This window comes from Agrobacterium tumefaciens, from assembly GCF_005221325.1.
Classification (GTDB): Bacteria; Pseudomonadota; Alphaproteobacteria; order Rhizobiales; family Rhizobiaceae; genus Agrobacterium.
In genome coordinates, this window is sequence record NZ_CP039889.1 from 405,181 (window position 1) to 421,906 (window position 16,726).

Here is a 16,726-nt window from a genome sequence, read left to right on the forward strand (position 1 = left end):
ACCGATGACCGCATGGAACGACAGCCGCGCCAAAGACGCCCTCAACCGGATTTTCATGGCGGCAGTCGCAAGCGCCGATCCGGCAAGGGTGTTGCAACAGCATCTCCCCTCTCCGCCCAAGGGCCGCTGTGTGGTGGTGGGTGCGGGCAAAGCCTCCGCCGCCATGGCCGCAGCGCTGGAAGCGGCATGGCCGCATGTCGATCTTTCCGGTGTGGTGGTGACGCGTTATGGCCATGCCGTCCCAACCTCCCGTATCGAGATCATCGAGGCTTCCCATCCCGTACCTGATGACAAAAGTGCGGAAGCGGCGAAACGCATTCTCGCCACCGTCGAAGGACTGACTGCCGACGATATGGTGATCGCGCTGATTTCCGGCGGCGGTTCCGCGCTGATGGTGGCCCCGGCCGAAGGCATGACGCTTGCCGACAAGATGGCTGTCAATCGTTCCCTTCTGGCCAGCGGTGCGACCATCTCCGAAATGAATGCGGTACGCAAACATATCTCCCGCATCAAGGGCGGGCGGCTGGCGCTGGCCGCCAAACCGGCGAAAGTTGTTTCGCTGCTGATTTCCGACGTTCCCGGTGACGACCCCTCCGAGATCGCCTCCGGCCCGACGGTTGCCGATCCGAGCGATATCGCGACCGTGCGGGAAATCGTCGCCCGATATGCACTCGATCTTCCTGAAAATGTGCGCAAGGTGCTGGAAAAGGGTGAGGAAACCCCGAAGTCCGGCGATATCGAAGAGGATATCCGGCTGATCGCGGCTCCTTCGCTCGCCCTGCAGGCGGCGGCGGATGAGGCTGTGAAGCTCGGACTTACGCCACTTATCCTCGGAGATTCGCTGGAGGGTGAGTCAAAAGATGTCGGTGCTGTCATGGCCGGCATCGCCCTCTCCGCCAGCCGCAAGGGTCTGCCGGTCAAAGGCCCGGCCGTGCTGCTCTCTGGGGGAGAAACCACGGTCACGTTGAACAAGGGCATTGGCGGCAAGGGACCGACAGGCAAGGGCGGCCGCAACACGGAGTTCCTGCTGAGCCTCGCGCTGACGCTGAAAGGCGCAGCCGACATATGGGCTATTGCCGGCGACAGCGACGGCATAGACGGTGTCGAAGATGCGGCGGGTGCCGTGGTGACACCGGATACGCTGGAGCGTATGCGCGCCGCCGGTGTCGATCCGCGCCAGTCGCTGGTGAACCACGACAGCTATACCGCTTTCAAGGAGGCAGGCAATCTTGTCGTGACCGGTCCGACCCTGACGAATGTGAATGATATCAGGGCGATTTTGATCGGGTGAATGCGGAAGCGTCCGAGCCGGCTCTCCCGTCCGGTCGCGGCATCATCAGGCAGAGGCCGTTTTGACTATGCCGCCGGACAGGTATAAATTGACGCATATCCTTGGGAGCCTCAGCCATGCGTCTTGGAGTGCTCGTACCCGGCCTGATAGTGGCCCTTAGCCCCGCTTTGGCGGATGCCCATAATTGCAAATGCCGTAATCGCGGCACCATGTTCGAACTCGGCCAGACATCCTGCCTGAAGGTCGATGGCGTTTCTTATCTTGCACGCTGCGAGATGAAGCTCAACGTTTCCTCTTGGACCAAGATCGAGGATGGTTGCCCGGTGACAGAGCGGACGCAGCAGCAGTCGACACGCGTTAATTGATGTGGCCGTCAGGTGGTGTCCGACTGGGCTACGGAACTCGGAGGTGATCGCCGCAGAGGAAGCGAGCGAGTTCCGCTTGCCTCTTCTCCCCGTCGGGGAGAAGCCGCGGTAGCGGGATGAGGGGCGAGCTCTCCGAAATCCGGCAACCTTGCCCCTCATCCGACCCTTCGAGCCACCTTCTCCCCGGCGGGGAGAAGAAACCAAGCAGCAACGTCGCCTTACAGCTTCACCCAGCCGCCATTCTTCTTACCTGACTCGATGCAGGCCGTGACGAAGGCAACACCTTTGACGCCGTCATCCACCGTCGGATAGGTGACCGCCTTGTCCAGTGCCGAACCGGTGCGGCGCGCCTCGATGGCATGTGCAGCCTCGGTATAGATGGTGGCGAAGGCTTCGAGATATCCTTCCGGATGGCCCGACGGGATGCGGGTGACGCGGGCGGCTGCGGCCCCTGCCCCGGCACCACCGCGGGTGATCAGCTGCTTCGGCTCGCCGAGCTTCGTGAACCACAGATAATTTGGATCGGCCTGCGTCCATTCGAGACCGGCCTTGTCGCCATAAATGCGGATCTTCAATCCGTTTTCATGGCCGACCGCCACCTGGCTGCACCAGAGCATGCCCCTGGCGGCCTGCTTGCCGCCCTTTGGCTTGAAGCGCATCATCACATGGGCATTGTCATCCAGACGGCGTCCTTCGACAAACGTGTGCACATCCGCCGCCAGCTCATCCGCTTCCAGACCGGAAATGAAGCAACCGAGATTATAGGCATGGGTGCCGATATCGCCGGTGGAACCTCCTACGCCGGATTGGGCCGGATCGGTGCGCCAGACCGCCTGTTTCGCGCCGGTCTGTTCCACTGCTTCCGTCAGCCAGTCCTGCGGATATTCCATCTGCACCAGACGGATCGTGCCGAGTTCACCGGCCTCCACCAACTCGCGCGCATGCCGCACCATCGGATAACCGGTGTAGTTATGCGTCAGGATAAAAAGCGTATCGGCCTTGTCGGCCACGTCCTTCAGCTTCTTCGCATCGTCCAGATTGGAGGTCAGCGGCTTGTCGCAGATGACATGGATGCCGCGCTCCAGAAAGGCCTTCGCCGCCGGATAATGCACATGGTTAGGGGTGACGATGGCCACTGCCTCGATACCATCTTCGCGCAGCGCTTCCTTTTCGGCCATTTCTTCAAACGAGCCATAGCAACGCTCAGGGTCGAGCCCCAGTTCACGGCCGGAAGCGAGAGATTTTTCCGGTGTCGAGGACAGGGCCCCTGCCACGAGATCGAAGCGATTGTCGAGCCGCGCCGCCATGCGGTGAACGCCGCCGATAAAGGCACCCGAACCACCGCCGACCATGCCAAGGCGAATCCGCTTGTTCGCCCTGTCGGTTGTCTTTCCTTCAATAGCCATAATATCTCCCCTGAAATGCTTTCAAAGCCCAAGCATACGGCGGTTGGCCGCATCGTCGGTGCCACCAGATGCGAAATCGTCAAAGGCTTTTTCCGTAACGCGGATGATATGCGCCTTGACGAATTCAGCACCTTCGCGCGCGCCATCTTCAGGGTGTTTCAGCGCGCATTCCCACTCGACCACGGCCCAGCCGTCGAAATCATTGGCCGCCATTTTCGAGAAGACCGCACCGAAATCCACCTGCCCGTCGCCCAGCGAGCGGAACCGGCCGGCACGGTTCACCCAGCCCTGATAACCGCCATAAACACCCTGCCGTCCGGTCGGATTGAACTCCGCATCCTTGACGTGGAACATCTTGATGCGATCCTTGTAGATGTCGATATTGTCGAGATAATCAAGGCATTGCAGCACGTAGTGCGAGGGGTCGTAGAGCATGTTGGCGCGGGGATGGTTCTTCACCCGCTCCAGGAACATCTCGAAGGTTATGCCATCATGCAGATCTTCGCCGGGATGGATTTCGTAGCAGACATCCACGCCCTGCTCATCGGCGTAATCAAGGATCGGCGTCCAGCGTTTTGCCAGCTCGTCAAAGGCGGTTTCCACAAGACCGGCCGGGCGCTGCGGCCACGGATAGATGAAGGGCCAGGCAAGAGCGCCCGAAAAGGTCGCATGTGCGTTGATGCCGAGATTTCTCGAGGCTTTCAGCGCAAGCTTCACCTGCTCCACCGCCCATTGCTGGCGAGCCTTCGGATTGCCGCGCACTTCAGGTGCTGCAAAACCATCGAAGGCCTCGTCATAGGCGGGGTGAACGGCAACCAGCTGGCCCTGCAAATGGGTGGAAAGCTCGGTCACCTCAACGCCGTTCTGGCGCGCCACACCCGCAAATTCATCGCAATAATCCTTGGATTCCGCGGCCTTTTTCAGATCGATCAACTGCCCGGCCCAGGTGGGAACCTGCACGCCGGCATAACCCTTTTCTGCGGCCCATTTGGTAATGCCGTCCCATGTATTGAAAGGCGCAGCATCACCGGCAAACTGACCGAGAAAAAGACCCGGTCCCTTGATCGTTTTCATAAAAATCTCCTCCTGTATCGATACAGTTCAGCGGTAAAACCGCTTTGGCTCCCATTTTGCCAAGCTAACCGCTCATAATTTTCAGACAAGCCCCAAATGCCGGGGAGCGAGAGAATTTCGCTATTTCACTAAAAAACGAAACAAGCCTAAAGCGCCAGGCCGCTGGCCCTGTCGAAGACATGCACACGTTCATGATGCACGGTGGCGGCAAAGGGCGTATTGACCTTCACCGGTTGCTCGCCATCCACCACCGCCGTCACCTGATCACCCGCCAGTTCAAAGACCACATGGGTCTGCGCGCCGGTCGGTTCCACCAGCACCGTCCTGCCGGAGAGCGAGATATCGCCGCCGATGATCGAGCCGATATGTTCCGGTCTCAAGCCAATCGTCACCGGCTGGCCGCGTTTGACCTTTCTGGAGGCGGCAATGCGGATCGCGGTTCCATCCTTCAGCCGGGCGGCGGGCTGGTCGCCCTCGCCATCGACCACGCCTTCGATGAGGTTCATGGCGGGCGAACCGATGAAGGCGGCGACGAAGAGATTGGCGGGTGTCTTGTAAAGCTCGAGCGGCGTGCCCTGCTGTTCGATGCGACCGTGATTGAGCACCACCACCCGGTCTGCCAGCGTCATGGCTTCGATCTGGTCATGGGTGACATAGATGGAGGTCGTACCGACCTTCTGATGCAGTGCCTTGATTTCACTGCGCATCTGCACGCGCAGCTTGGCATCGAGGTTGGAGAGCGGCTCATCGAACAGGAAGACTGCAGGGTTGCGCACCACCGCGCGCCCCATGGCGACGCGCTGACGCTGGCCGCCGGAAAGCTGCGAGGGCTTGCGGTCCAGAAGCTTGCCGAGATCGAGCATGCGGGCGGCTTCCGCCACACGCTCTTCGATGACGTTTTTCGGTTGGCCGGCAAGCTTCAGGTTGAAACCCATGTTTTCGGCCACCGTCATATGCGGATAAAGCGCGTAAGACTGGAACACCATGGCGATGTTGCGCTCACGCGGGGTCATGCCATTGACCACCTTGTCGCCGATGAGGATATCCCCATCGGTGATTTCCTCCAGCCCGGCGATCATGCGCAGCAACGTGGACTTGCCACAGCCGGAAGGCCCAACCAGCGCGATGAATTCGCCGTCCGTTATATCAAGCGAGATGCCGTGAATGACATCGAGCGAGGCATAGGACTTGCGGATATCCCTAAGTTCGACGGAAGCCATGTTTTGCTCCTTTCACGTCACGATTTGACGGCACCGGCCGTCAGGCCCGCGATGATGTGTTTTTGTGCGAGGAAGAAGACGATGACGGTCGGCAGGATCGTCAGCGTGATGAAGGCGAGCACGAGTTGCCATTCGGTGCCGAATTCGCCGCGATAGACCATGATGCCAAGCGGCCAGGGATATTTCGATTCCGAATTCAACATGATCAGCGGCAGGATGTAGCTGTTCCAGCTGCCGACGAACGAGACGATGCCAACAGTCGCCACGATCGGCCGCGAGAGCGGCATGGAAATGTGCCAGAAGAAGCGCAGATAACCGCAGCCATCCACGAAGGCGGCCTGAAACAGCTCCTCGGGCAGATTACGGAAATAATTGCGGAACAGAAGAATGCTCATGCCAAGCCCGAAGGCCACCTGCGGCAGGACCACGCCCCAATAGGTATCGAGCAGGCCAAGATCGCGAATGCGGATGAAGAGCGGCAGGATCGCGGTGGCCGCCGGGAACATCAGCCCCAGCAGGAAATAATTGAGCAGGAAGGACGAGCCGAAGAATTTTACGTGCGCGAAGGTGAAGGCCGCCATGGCCGAAACCGTTAGCGTCAGGAACACCGTCAAGAGCGCGATAACAAGTGAATTGAAGATCTGCAGCCAGTAGCGCTTGCCGAGCAGAATGTCCCCGTAATTGGCCCATTGCCATTCGGCCGGAATGCCGAAGGGGTTCACGCGCAGGTCTCCCAGCGTCTTGAAGCCGCCAAGTGCGGTGGTGAGCAACGGGATGAGCACGATGGCCGCGATCAGGCTCAGCGATATATAAAGATAAAGCTTGGTTTGCAGCGGCATGCGCATGGAAGTGGATGTGTCAGTCATGGCGCATGAAAATCCTTTTGTAACCGAAGGCGAGCGTCACGCAGATGACGAAGAGAACGACGCCGACCGCGCTGCCAAGCCCCACCTGCATGCGCATGACGCCGTAGGTGTAGAGGAAGGTGACCATGGTCTGCGTGGAGTTGGACGGGCCACCGCCGGTAAGCGGCATGATCATGTCGAAAAGCTGCAGCGAGCCGATGACCGCGAAGAAGACGGACAGGCGCACCGTGGAGCCGAGCATCGGCAACGTGACGTAACGGAATTTCTGCCAGCCGGACGCGCCGTCGATTTCAGCCGCTTCCAGCACGTTCTTGTCGACGGATTGAAGGCCGGCGATAAAGAGCATCATGTGGAAACCGAAATATTTCCAGACGATGACGCCGAGCACGGCATAGATCGCCACATCCTTGTCGGCCAGCACATAAGGATTGGCGAAGCCGAAGAAATTGGAGATGGCGGCGAAAAGTCCATAATCGCCATCATAAACGAAACGCCAGATCAGACCTGCCGCGACGTCAGCCAGAACATAGGGCAGGAAGAACACCAGCCGGAAGGCGACGACGCCGGGAATGCGGTGCGCCAGCATCATGGCGAGCCAGATCGCCAGCGGAATCTGGATCAGGATCGAGATGAGGATGATCAGTCCGTTATTGATCAGGGCCTGCGAGAAGGCGGCATTGCCGAACAGGACCTGAAAATTCTTCAAACCCACGAAATCGGTCGGCGTGCCGTAACCGTTCCAGCGGTAAAGGCTGTACCACGCCGCCTCGCCCATGGGCAGGATGACGAACAGGGTAAAGAGCAGAAGTGCTGGCGGCAGAAACACCAGCAGGGTCAGCGCCCGGTCATGCGCGACCGAACTTTGCTTGCGCTTGGCCTTTGTCGCGCCGCGCGCCGGTATGGACGCAGAAGTCATGGAAATATCCGTCATCTCTATCCGCTTTCATGGAGGCAGATAAGCAGCGCCGCATATTTGGCGGCGCCGCCATGGAAATCGTCAGGTCAGCGCAGTTCGAATGCGTCCTGAATCTGCTGGGCGCCTTCCTCCGCGGTCATCTGGCCGGACACGATCTCAACCGAGACATCGTTGACGACACGGCCGACGGCGGCACCCAATGTCTGGTCGAAGAAGTTCTGGTGCCAGGTGGAAGCGGCAAGCTGCTTGGCCGAATCTGCCAGCAGCGGGTTCTTCACCGCACCGGCAGCACCCGTGGCAACCGGCAGGATCATGCCGGCGGTCGCCATTTTCTCCTCGCTTTCCTTGCTGGTCAGGAAGGTTGCGAAATCGATCGCTTCCTTGGAAGCGTTTTTGGTGAGCGCCCAGCCGTTCAACCCGCCCAGGGTGTCGGTGGCCTTGCCAGCACCACCTTCAACGACCGGGAAGGCAAAGCGGCCGATATTTTCAGGGGCAAGCCCCTTGCCGTCGCCGGCATTCTTGCGCTGGTTGGCTTCGGTATTGTCGAAGCCGAGAATAATGGCGGCCTTGCCGTCGCCGAAGACACCGAGCGCCTGTGGCCAGGTGGAACCGAGATAACCGGGCTGGAAGGGCTCGAGCTTGCCGAACTCGGCCAGCTGCTCACCCGCCTTGATGATGGCCGGGTCCATGAAGCCTTCGCCTTCGCCCTTGCGGGCGGCATCGAAGACGGCCTGGCCGCCGTTGCGCATGACGAGGTAGCTCCAGTAGAAATGGATCGGCCATTTTTCACCGCCGCCACCGGCAATCGGCACGATGCCGGCTTCCTTTATCTTTTTGACCGTTGTGCCGAGATCATCCCAACTCTTGATGTCTTCCGCCTTCACGCCGGCCTTGGAAAACAGCTCCTTGTTATAAAAGAAGCTGACGAGGCTGACCTTGTAAGGCACGGCCCAGACCTTGCCATCGAAAGACAGACCATCGATTGCGGAGGCATTATAGGCCTGACGCAACTTGCCGCCATCGGCATCGAAAACTTCGGTCAGGTCCTTCAGCGCGCCGGTCTTGGACTGCTCCTCAAGGACGCCCCCGCCCCAGCTGTAAAAGAAGTCAGGCACGTCGTTGGATTGCAGCAGCGTCGGCAATTTTGCCTTGAAGGCCTCGTTTTCGAGGAACTGCAGCTGAACATCGACATCGGGGTGCTTGGCCTCATATTCCTTGGCAATTTCCTCCCAGACAGCCACGGATTTGGGGTCCAGTTCCACATGCATCCATTTAACGACCGTCGCGGCCGAGGCGCTGGCGGCGCCGAGCATGAGAGCAATGCTTGTCGTTGCGGCAAAGCCTGTCAGCCTGCCGCTCAGGCTTGCGCCTGCGTGCCAAATCGTCATGATGGTGATCCTCCCTCGGGGATTTCCTCATTTATTCCCCAATGCGGATTAATTCATATCAGGGTTCGCTCATTGTCAAGGCGCGGCGCCGATTTTTTGCGCTTTGTGCTTGACACACCCCACCCCCACTCCGTTATTTAATCCGCATTCCGATATAAATCGGGACGTAACGGCATTGATCGCAGGACCCTATGAAGACCGCAGACCCAGAATTGATGCGCGCGATCAACAGGCTGAGCGTGCTGGACAGCATCCGCCGCCATGGACCAATCTCGCGGGTGGAAATCAGCGAAAGAACGCAACTCTCCACCACGACCGTGTCGGCGATCACCGCCTCGCTGCTGGATGACGGGCTTATCCTCACCCGCCATATCGGCGATATCCGCACCGAAGGCGCACGCGGCAGACCACGCGTGATGCTGGAGCTGAACCCGGATGCCGCCCGTGTGGTGGGCGCCAAGATCGCCGCAAACCGCATGGTTTTCGTCGTCACCGATTTCTGCGGCAACGTGCTGTCTACCCTTTCCTTGCCGATCCGCGTCGACCGCCAGCCGATTGGCGTCATCGCCGATCTGGTGGAGGACGGGGTGCGCCGCTGCGTCGTCGATGCGGGCTTTTCGCTCGAGGATGTGGACATGGTCTGTCTTGGCCTACCCGGCGTCATCGAACATCGCACCGGCAAAATCCGCAGCAGCCCTATTCTCCGGGAAGTGAATGTCAACTTCGCCGAGGAAATGACGGCGCGGCTGAATTCGCCGACCATCATCGAAAGCGACGCCCACGCCATTACGCTCGCCCACCACTGGTTCGGCCATGCGCGCGATCTGGAAGACATGGTGCTGATTTCGCTCGAACAGACGCTCGGGCTTGGCGTGCTGCATCAAAACCAGCTCTTTCGCGGCGCGGGCGGCCTCAGCCACAATCTCGGCGATCTCGTCATCGGCCTCGCCAATGAAGGCACGGTGCGGCTGGCGAGCCAGGCGGGCGAAAATGCCATTCTTGGCTCGCGCCCGGTGGACGGGCGTTTTGCCGAGGCCATCCGGCTCGGTCGCGGCATGCAGCATGCCCATGCGCTGATTGCGGCTGAAGACAATGAGCTGATCACGGCAGCCTTGCGCGCCGGTGCCGCACTCGGCCTGACGCTTGCCAATATCGTCACGCTGTTTGCGCCGCCGCGGGTCATCATCACCGGCTCCAGTCTGGAGCTTGGCGAACCCTTCATCACCAGCATCCGCGACAGCTACAACGCCGCCGTGCCGCCATCGCTGGCCGGCGTAGCCGAGCTGGTTTTCGACGTTGCGAGCGACGAATTATGGGCGCAGGGGGCTGCGGCCGTCGCGCTTTACGAACTTTACGAATCGCCATGGAACACCACGGGGCCGGCGCTTTAGCCCACAAGGTTGAGCACGGGATTCGGCATTTCTGATTTACGGGAGGAATCACATGAAAAAGGTCGGTATCGGCATCATCGGCTGCGGCAACATCTCCAGCGCCTATCTCAAGGCCATGGCCTCGTTTCCGATTCTCGATATTCGCGGTCTTGCGGATATGAACGAGGAGGTGGCGAAGGCCCGCGCGGCAGAATTCGGCCTTCAGGCAACGAGCGTCGACGCGCTTCTTTCTGACCCTTCGGTGGAAATCATCGTCAACCTGACGATCCCCAAGGCGCATGTGGAAGTGGGTCTGCGGGCGCTGGACGCCGGCAAACATGCCTATTCCGAAAAACCGCTCGGCATCAATTTCGCGGAAGGCAAACACCTTGCGGATGCGGCAAAGGCCAAGGGTCTGCGCATCGGCTCGGCGCCGGATACATTCCTCGGCGGCGGACACCAGACCGCACGCCGCCTGATCGACGAAGGCGTGCTGGGCCAGCCCGTTGGCGGAACGGCCACTTTCATGTGCCCCGGCCATGAGCGCTGGCACCCCAACCCCGCCTTTTATTACGAGGTTGGTGGCGGGCCGATGCTGGATATGGGACCTTATTACATCACCGACCTCGTCAACCTGTTTGGCCCGGTGGCCAAGGTCGCAGGCTTTGCCATTGCACCGCGCAACGAGCGCCTCATCACCAGTGAACCGAAGAACGGCGAGAAAATCCCGGTCCATGTCGCGACACATGTGTCAGGCATTCTGGCTTTTGAGAATGGTGCCGTGGTGCAGGTAGGCATGAGCTTCGATGTCGCCGGCCATAAACATGTGCCGCTGGAAATTTACGGCACGGAAGGCACGCTGATCGTGCCCGACCCCAACCACTTCGGCGGCGAGGTGCAATTGCTGAAAAAGGGCGGCCAGTTCGAACCGCAGGCACTCTCTTCGCCCTATGCTGACGGCAATTACCGTTCCATCGGCGTCGCCGACATGGCCTATGCCATCCGCGAGAACCGTCCGCACCGCGCCAACGGCGACCTTGCCCTGCATGTGCTGGAAGTCATGGAAGCCTTCCAGACGGCATCGGACAGCGGCACCACCGTTTCCATCACCACCAAGGTGGAGCGCCCTGCTCCGCTTGAAACATCGCTGGTCGACGGCCAGCTCGGCAAATAATCCTGAGGAGGAAATAAATGCGCGAAGCACTCATCGTCTGGGGCGGCTGGAGCGGCCACGAGCCACAGGAATGCGCCACCATCGTCAAGGACATGCTGGAGGAAGACGGTTTCAAGGTCTATGTCGAGCACAGCACGGAAGCCTTTGCCGATCCCTCAGTACATGATCTCAGCCTCGTGGTGCCGATCGTCACCATGTCGAAGATCGAGAAGGAAGAGATCAAGAACCTGACAGCCGCCGTCGAAAACGGCGTCGGCATTGCCGGCTTCCATGGCGGCGCTGGCGACAGTTTCCGCGAATGTGTGGAATATCAGTTCATGATCGGCGGCCAGTGGGTCGCCCATCCCGGTAATATCATCGATTACACGGTCAACATCACCCGGCCGGACGACCCGCTGATGGAGGGTATTTCCGATTTCCCCTATACGTCGGAACAATATTACATGCATGTCGACCCCTCGAACGAGGTTCTGGCGACAACGAAATTCACCGGCGATCACGCGTGGTGGATCGACGGCGTGGTGATGCCGGTGGTCTGGAAGCGCAAATACGGCAAGGGCCGCGTCTTTTATTCGGCACTCGGCCATCAGGCCAAGGAATTTTCCGTGCCGCAGATGAAGACCATGTTCCGCCGCGGCGCGAACTGGGCGGCGCGGTAACGGTTGCAGCGGGAGCGGTCTTGAAAGACCGCTCCTCCATCTCACCAGTCGCGTATAATCTCTTCCGCCGCCGTCGCCATACCCAGCAGGTGATCATCCGTCCCATGCAGGCCGGAAAGCAGCAGGCCGACCGGCATTCCCGCGTCGCCTGTTCCACAGGGGATCGACACGCCACAATGGTCCAGGAAATTACCGATCTGGGTGTTGCGCAAGGTCTTGGCGTTCATCGCAAAAAAGGCGTCGTCATTTTCCACGAGCGGCGCCACCTTCGCCGCGACATGCGGCAATGTCGGTGACACCAGAAGCTCGTCCCTGCCGATCATGGCGGAAAACGCCGCCGTCATCCGTTCGCGCGCCTCGATGATGGCGATATAGTCAGGCATGGAGATATTCGCTCCGAGCCTTGTTCGCACGACAACGCGCGGGTCCATGCGCGCCGCTTCAGCACCTTCCAGACGGGTTTTGTGCAGGGCAAAGGCTTCCGCCGTCACCAGCGCGCCCTTTTCCCTGATGAGATCGAACAATTCCGAAAAGACCGGGAATGCCTGCCGCCGCACCGAAGCGCCGGCGCGCGCTAGCCGCTCCACCGCCTGTTCGAATGCGGCCGCGACACCCGCCTCGATGCCATCAAAAACCACCGTTTCCGGCACCACCAGCGACACGCCAGACAAAGGCATGCGCACCAGATCGGCAGCCGTCCTGCCGCGCATCGCGGCATCCACCCAGATGGCATCCTGCACGGTGTGGGTAAGCGGTCCGAGCGAATCGAGGCTTTTCGCCAGAGGATAAACCCCGCGCATCGAATAGCGGCCACGGCTCGCCTTATACCCCACCACGCCATTGAAGGCGGCCGGAATGCGCACCGATCCGCCCGTATCCGTACCGATCGCCACCGGCACCAGACCGGCTGCTACGACAACGCCCGCCCCCGATGACGAACCGCCCGGCAGGCGATGGCCGTCCGTGGAAACAGGATTGCGCGGTGTGCCGTAATGCGGGTTGATGCCAAGACCGGAAAAAGCGAACTCACTCATATTGGTGCGGCCGATGGAAACCATTCCTGCCTGCTTCAGGGCCGCCACCACATCCGCATCGCGGGATGCGGGCGCATCATCAGCCAACACCTTCGATCCGGCGGTGGTGGCAATGCCCTCGAGATCGAACAGATCCTTCCAGGCCACCGGAATACCATCAAGTACGCCGCAGGAACGGCCCTCACGAATGCGTTTCGAGGCACCTTCCGCCTCCGCCATGGCCCGCTCTGACGTCAGGCTGACAAAGATCGCCTGGTCATCCTCTTTGCTGATCGCATCGAGCGTCTCCTCCGCCAAAGCGCGCGGATCGAGATGGCCGCTTTGGATAAGAATGGAAAGCTGCGCGATGTTTTTGCCCCGATGAGCCATGATATCTTCCCTGAAACCCGCATGTCGCGCCCAACATGCCGTTTCTCGGCCACTTGGCAAGGCCAATCACCACAGCCACGGTCATCCGGGCGGCGCAAAATCCTGAGCCCGCGCTCCGTTTCCGGCAGGCTAGTTTTTTCAACCACAGGTATAGGCCTGTCACGCCGTATATCAGCAACGACTATAAAAAGACGGACTAATTCTTAATCGCATCTAAACTTTGTTGAATTATTTAGCAGACACCGCTGAAATACATGCCCTATAAAAATTCCATAAAACAATCATAACGCGACATCGCGGGGGACTATCGCGAATGGAAGAGACTGCCTATCAGGGGACAGATAGACAGGTTGAACCGGGCCAGAAGCTTCGCTCACCGACGCAACCGGAAACAGGCCGGTTTTCGCGGCGGCGGTCACTTGCCAGCAAGATAACCCTCATCTTTCTGGGCGGCGTAATCTTTTCCTACAGCATTGGCGCACTCGTCGGCTGGTACATGTTCGTCGCCGCTGCGGGCGAGCAATGGCTCAACCAGGCCCGCGTCAACTCGCAGATTGCCAGCGCCACGCTTCGCAGCATCTACACCTATGTCAGCGTCACCGCCGATGCGGACGGGCAGGTCAATGGCATATTGACCGACAAACCGATTGGCGATGATGATTCCATTCTCGTCACCGGCTTCAACCCCAGTGACGTTCTCGCGCTTATTGGCGCACAGACCAAGAATGCCGTCTGGCTTTTCCGTTATGACGAGGCAGATTCCGGCTTTCGCCAGATCGCTACCGCCTTTGACAACGCCACCGATGACGGCGAAAAGCCGCTTGCCACCGATCCCATCTTTTCCAGAGATGCGGTTGCCGCGCGTTTTTCCACCGGTTTTGCCACCATCGGCGAGTCCAGCCACTATATCGGCCTGCTGCCGATCATCAGCACGGAAACGAAGAAACCCATCGGCGCGGTCGCCGTCAGTATCGGCGGTTCGGACGCGCTTTACGGCGCACAGCGCAAGCTGATCTATAATTCGCTCGCCGCGCTGATCGTGGTCCTGACCGTTACCGGCGTGCTTGTGACCGTCATTGCCCGGCATTTCCTCAAACCGGTCCCGGCGCTGGTGCAGGCAACACTTCGAATTGCCCGTGAAGAAACCGATGTCGTCACACCGTTTCAGGAACGACGGGACGAAATCGGCGACATGGCGACCGCCATTGAAACACTGCGTGAAGCGGTTCTGGAACGCGGACGCCTGCGGCAGATACGCGATATGGCGCAGCAGCTCGAACATATGGCGCATCACGATGCACTGACCGGACTGCCCAACCGCGTGCTGCTGATGAAGACGCTGGAAAACCGTCTCGAACATCTTGCCGCGTCAGGCCAGCCATTCAATGTCATGCTGCTCGATCTCGACCGCTTCAAGGCCGTCAATGACACGCTGGGACACGCCGCCGGCGATGCCTTGCTGGTGGCGGTGGCCTCGCGCATTTCTTCCGTGCTCGGTGAAAACGACATGGTGAGCCGTCTCGGCGGCGACGAATTCGCGATTATCCAAACCACAAAAGGCGATTGCGAGAGCGACGCGGCGATGCTGGCAGCGCGGGTGGTGCATGCGGTCTCGCGCAGATTCAACCTCGAAGGCAGCGATATCAGCATCGATACCAGCATCGGCATCGCCTGCGCGCCGGGTCACGGCACATCCGCCACGCAGCTCCTGCAACATGCCGATCTCGGCCTTTACCGTGCAAAATCCATGGGCTGCGGTTATTTCGTCTTCTACGAGCCGGGCATGGACATGGCGGCAAAGCACAAGCATGCGTTGGAAATCGACATGAAATCCGCGCTTGAAAACCACGAATTCGAGCTGCATTACCAGCCCGTGGTCAATCTGCAGAGCGGCCGCATCGTCGCTTATGAGGCGCTGGCCCGCTGGCGGCACAGCAAACTCGGCCTCATCACCCCGGACCGCTTCATCACCCTTGCGGAAGAAAACAACTTCATCAAGCCGTTGGGCGAATGGGTGCTGGCGCAGGCCTGCGCAGATGCGATGCGCTGGCCGAAAGATATCAGGCTCGCCGTCAATCTGTCCGCCGTTCAGCTCTCCAATGATGATATTGTCCCTGTTGTCGACCGCGCACTCGAAAAATCCGGCTTCCCGGCCGAGCGGCTCGAACTGGAAGTCACGGAAACCGCGATGCTGGAGCGAGACAGCAGTACGAAAGCGTTGAAACTGCTGAAGGAAAGAGGTGTCCGTTTAGCACTTGATGATTTCGGCACCGGTTATGCCGGGCTCAGCACGCTGACCCACGTCGCCTTCGACAAGATCAAGATCGACCGCGAATTCGTCTCCGGCCTGCCCGCCAATCCCATGTGTTCGGCCATCGTCAACACCATCATCGACATGGCCGAGCAGATCGGCCTGAAGGTGACCGCCGAGGGCGTTGAAAACATGGATCAGCTCGAGGCCCTCAAGCTTTCGGGGTGCGATGAAGCGCAGGGCTACTATTTTGCCGAACCCGCGCCGCTTGCCCGGATACTCAGGAATCGCGCCGTTATCACCCCGGTCGCGAAGGACGAGATCGACGATGTCGGTCAGTCAGTACGCAACGCCTATCACCCACCACAAAAAGCGATTTGAGAAACCGGCCGCCGGCCAAAAGGACATAATATGCGCCTTTCAGTATTTTGCCTTTTCCTCACATGCTTTGCCCCTGTTACTGCCTTGCAGGCAGCCGAAGCAGGCGACACGCTTCAGCAGATTGCCAGAACCGCAAAAATCCGCATCGGCTATCGCGAGGCGGAGCCGCCCTTTTCCTATCAATTGCCCAATGGCGAGGTTACCGGCTTTTCGACCGATCTCTGTCGGGCGATCAGCGAGGATATTCGCAGCAAGCTCAAGCTCGACAAGATCGAACTCGAATACGTCAAGGCAACGCCCGCGACCCGCTTCATCCTTGTCCGCAGCGGCCAGATCGACATTGAATGCGCCGCCACCACCAATAATAGCGAACGCCGCAAGATCGTCGATTTCTCCTATCCCAACTTCATGACCGCAACGCAGTTTCTCTCCCGCAAGCAGGACAATCTGAAAAGCCTTGCCGATCTCGCGGGGCGATCCGTCACATCCGCCTCCGGCACCGTCAATATCGAACAGCTAAACGCCATAAACCGCGCGAAGAACCTCAATATCTCGGTAATGCCGACCAAGACCAATGAAGAAGCCTTCGAGCTTGTTGTTGCCGGCAAGGCCTCCGCCTTCGTGATGGACGGCATATTGCTGGCGGCGCTGGCGGCGACCTCGGAAAATCCGGACCTATATGCACTTTCCGAAGAAACCCTGAGCGCTCCCGAACCCTACGGTCTGGTTTTCCGGCGGAACGACCCGGCGTTCAAGGCGGCGGTCAATGATAGTCTTCGGCATATCTTCACCAGTTCAACCATTCACGGCCTTTATGAAAAATGGTTCACCAAACCCATTCCGCCGAATGGCATGAACCTGAACCTGCCGATGGCCGCCTCCCTGAAACAGGCCTACGACCATCCGAGTGAATACCAGGACTGAAAGCGCAAGACGCCAAACCGCATTGATTTGATGACGAT

14 protein-coding genes are annotated in these 16,726 nt (G+C 59.5%); 7 read left to right on the plus strand and 7 right to left on the minus strand.

All coding sequences use genetic code 11. The annotated features are described in order from the left end of the window. Positions 1 to 4 precede the first annotated feature (4 nt). Together CFBP5499_RS16810 and CFBP5499_RS16815 are read left to right on the plus strand one after the other, a co-directional pair. Positions 5 to 1,291, plus strand: coding sequence for a glycerate kinase type-2 family protein (locus tag CFBP5499_RS16810; protein WP_080829772.1), 1,287 nt, complete (start codon positions 5 to 7; stop codon positions 1,289 to 1,291). A gap of 116 nt (positions 1,292 to 1,407) precedes the next feature. After that, positions 1,408 to 1,656, plus strand: coding sequence for a hypothetical protein (locus CFBP5499_RS16815; protein ID WP_173990462.1), 249 nt, complete (start codon positions 1,408 to 1,410; stop codon positions 1,654 to 1,656). 218 nt (positions 1,657 to 1,874) lie between these two features. Here the strand turns inward: CFBP5499_RS16815 and CFBP5499_RS16820 are convergent, their stop codons facing one another. The 6 genes from CFBP5499_RS16820 to CFBP5499_RS16845 form a co-directional block, all read right to left on the minus strand. Continuing rightward, entirely contained in the window at positions 1,875 to 3,062 is a 1,188-nt protein-coding gene (locus tag CFBP5499_RS16820) for a Gfo/Idh/MocA family protein (protein WP_080829770.1), read from the minus strand. Between the two features lie 21 nt (positions 3,063 to 3,083). Further along, positions 3,084 to 4,136: a sugar phosphate isomerase/epimerase family protein gene (locus CFBP5499_RS16825; RefSeq protein ID WP_080829769.1), complete on the minus strand. Its 1,053-nt coding sequence runs from the start codon at positions 4,134 to 4,136 to the stop codon at positions 3,084 to 3,086. Positions 4,137 to 4,282: 146 nt separating this feature from the next. Next, a complete protein-coding gene (locus CFBP5499_RS16830) occupies positions 4,283 to 5,356 on the minus strand; it encodes an ABC transporter ATP-binding protein (RefSeq protein ID WP_080829768.1) in 1,074 nt (357 codons plus the stop codon). 17 nt (positions 5,357 to 5,373) lie between these two features. Further along, entirely contained in the window at positions 5,374 to 6,222 is an 849-nt protein-coding gene (locus CFBP5499_RS16835) for a carbohydrate ABC transporter permease (RefSeq protein ID WP_080829767.1), read from the minus strand. After that, entirely contained in the window at positions 6,215 to 7,153 is a 939-nt protein-coding gene (locus CFBP5499_RS16840; RefSeq protein WP_063949982.1) for a carbohydrate ABC transporter permease, read from the minus strand. The genes CFBP5499_RS16835 and CFBP5499_RS16840 overlap by 8 nt, the downstream gene beginning before the upstream one ends. 71 nt (positions 7,154 to 7,224) lie before the next feature. After that, positions 7,225 to 8,526, minus strand: a complete 1,302-nt coding sequence (locus CFBP5499_RS16845) for an ABC transporter substrate-binding protein (RefSeq protein ID WP_080829766.1) — start codon at positions 8,524 to 8,526, stop codon at positions 7,225 to 7,227. Between the two features lie 191 nt (positions 8,527 to 8,717). Here CFBP5499_RS16845 and CFBP5499_RS16850 point away from each other — a divergent pair, with 191 nt between their 5' ends. Genes CFBP5499_RS16850 through CFBP5499_RS16860 form a run of 3 tightly spaced genes read left to right on the plus strand, consistent with a single transcriptional unit; the run spans position 8,718 to position 11,729 of the window. Further along, positions 8,718 to 9,917, plus strand: a complete 1,200-nt coding sequence (locus CFBP5499_RS16850) for an ROK family transcriptional regulator (RefSeq protein WP_080829765.1) — start codon at positions 8,718 to 8,720, stop codon at positions 9,915 to 9,917. A gap of 52 nt (positions 9,918 to 9,969) precedes the next feature. Further along, positions 9,970 to 11,070, plus strand: a complete 1,101-nt coding sequence (locus CFBP5499_RS16855; RefSeq protein ID WP_080829764.1) for a Gfo/Idh/MocA family protein — start codon at positions 9,970 to 9,972, stop codon at positions 11,068 to 11,070. A gap of 17 nt (positions 11,071 to 11,087) precedes the next feature. After that, on the plus strand, positions 11,088 to 11,729 hold the full coding sequence (locus CFBP5499_RS16860) for a ThuA domain-containing protein (protein ID WP_080829763.1): 642 nt from the start codon (positions 11,088 to 11,090) through the stop codon (positions 11,727 to 11,729). A 41-nt stretch (positions 11,730 to 11,770) separates the two neighbouring features. Here CFBP5499_RS16860 and CFBP5499_RS16865 read toward each other — a convergent pair whose 3' ends face one another. Further along, positions 11,771 to 13,132, minus strand: coding sequence for an amidase (locus CFBP5499_RS16865; protein ID WP_080829762.1), 1,362 nt, complete (start codon positions 13,130 to 13,132; stop codon positions 11,771 to 11,773). A 313-nt stretch (positions 13,133 to 13,445) separates the two neighbouring features. On the opposite strand from CFBP5499_RS16865, the gene CFBP5499_RS16870 reads away from it, so the two are divergent. Together CFBP5499_RS16870 and CFBP5499_RS16875 are read left to right on the plus strand one after the other, a co-directional pair. Beyond that, entirely contained in the window at positions 13,446 to 15,764 is a 2,319-nt protein-coding gene (locus CFBP5499_RS16870) for an EAL domain-containing protein (protein WP_080829761.1), read from the plus strand. 30 nt (positions 15,765 to 15,794) lie between these two features. Further along, on the plus strand, positions 15,795 to 16,688 hold the full coding sequence (locus CFBP5499_RS16875) for an amino acid ABC transporter substrate-binding protein (protein ID WP_080829760.1): 894 nt from the start codon (positions 15,795 to 15,797) through the stop codon (positions 16,686 to 16,688). Positions 16,689 to 16,726: the final 38 nt, after the last annotated feature.